Raw genomic sequence first — 607 nt, 5'->3', positions numbered from 1 at the left:
CGAGGAAATCTCGGACAACCTGAACGAACAGCTGAAATCCGGACGGCTGAACCTGGCCGTCCTGTTCGACGACGGCCAGCTGACCGGGTTCGACACCACGCCCCTGGTCGAGGAAGACTTGATGTACATCTGCCGCGCCGGCGCGAGCTGGGTGCCGCCAGGCCCGGCCATCACCCTCGGCGCGGCGCTGGCAAGCACCCTGATCCTGCCGGCCCAGCAGCACGGCGTGCGCCCGCTGATCGAACAGGCCGCCGGCAGCGCCGGGCTGGCGCTGGCCAACATCATCGAGATCAATTCGATCGCGATCCTGAAATCGGCCCTGCTGGCCGACATGGGCGCCACCCTGCTGCCGCTGGCTCCGCTGCGTGCGGAAATCGACAGCGGCGCCCTGATCGCTACGCCGGTGCACAGCCCGGCAATCCGGCGCAAGGTGACCCTCTGTGCCTCGCGCAACATCCCGCTGACGAACGCGGCTTCCGCGATCAGCCGCCTGGTGCGTGAAGTCACCGAAATGCTGTGCACGAATGGGCAATGGCCCGGTGCTCAGCTTCTTGAATAACTGCTATCAGTTTTTCTTATACCCCCATCCCGATTCCGTATTTCCCCT

1 protein-coding gene is annotated in these 607 nt (G+C 64.9%); it reads left to right on the top strand.

Annotated elements, in window-relative coordinates; all coding sequences use genetic code 11:
• Positions 1 to 559, top strand: a 559-nt coding sequence (locus tag KVT32_RS28355; protein WP_254637054.1) for a LysR substrate-binding domain-containing protein, incomplete at its 5' end; no start/stop codon positions are given.
• Between the last annotated feature and the right edge of the window lie 48 nt (positions 560 to 607).

Origin of the sequence: Achromobacter sp. GbtcB20, from assembly GCF_019091095.1 — a bacterium.
In the GTDB taxonomy this organism is placed as follows: Bacteria; Pseudomonadota; Gammaproteobacteria; order Burkholderiales; family Burkholderiaceae_B; genus Achromobacter; species Achromobacter mucicolens.
This window is presented reverse-complemented; position numbering and strand designations above follow the sequence as displayed.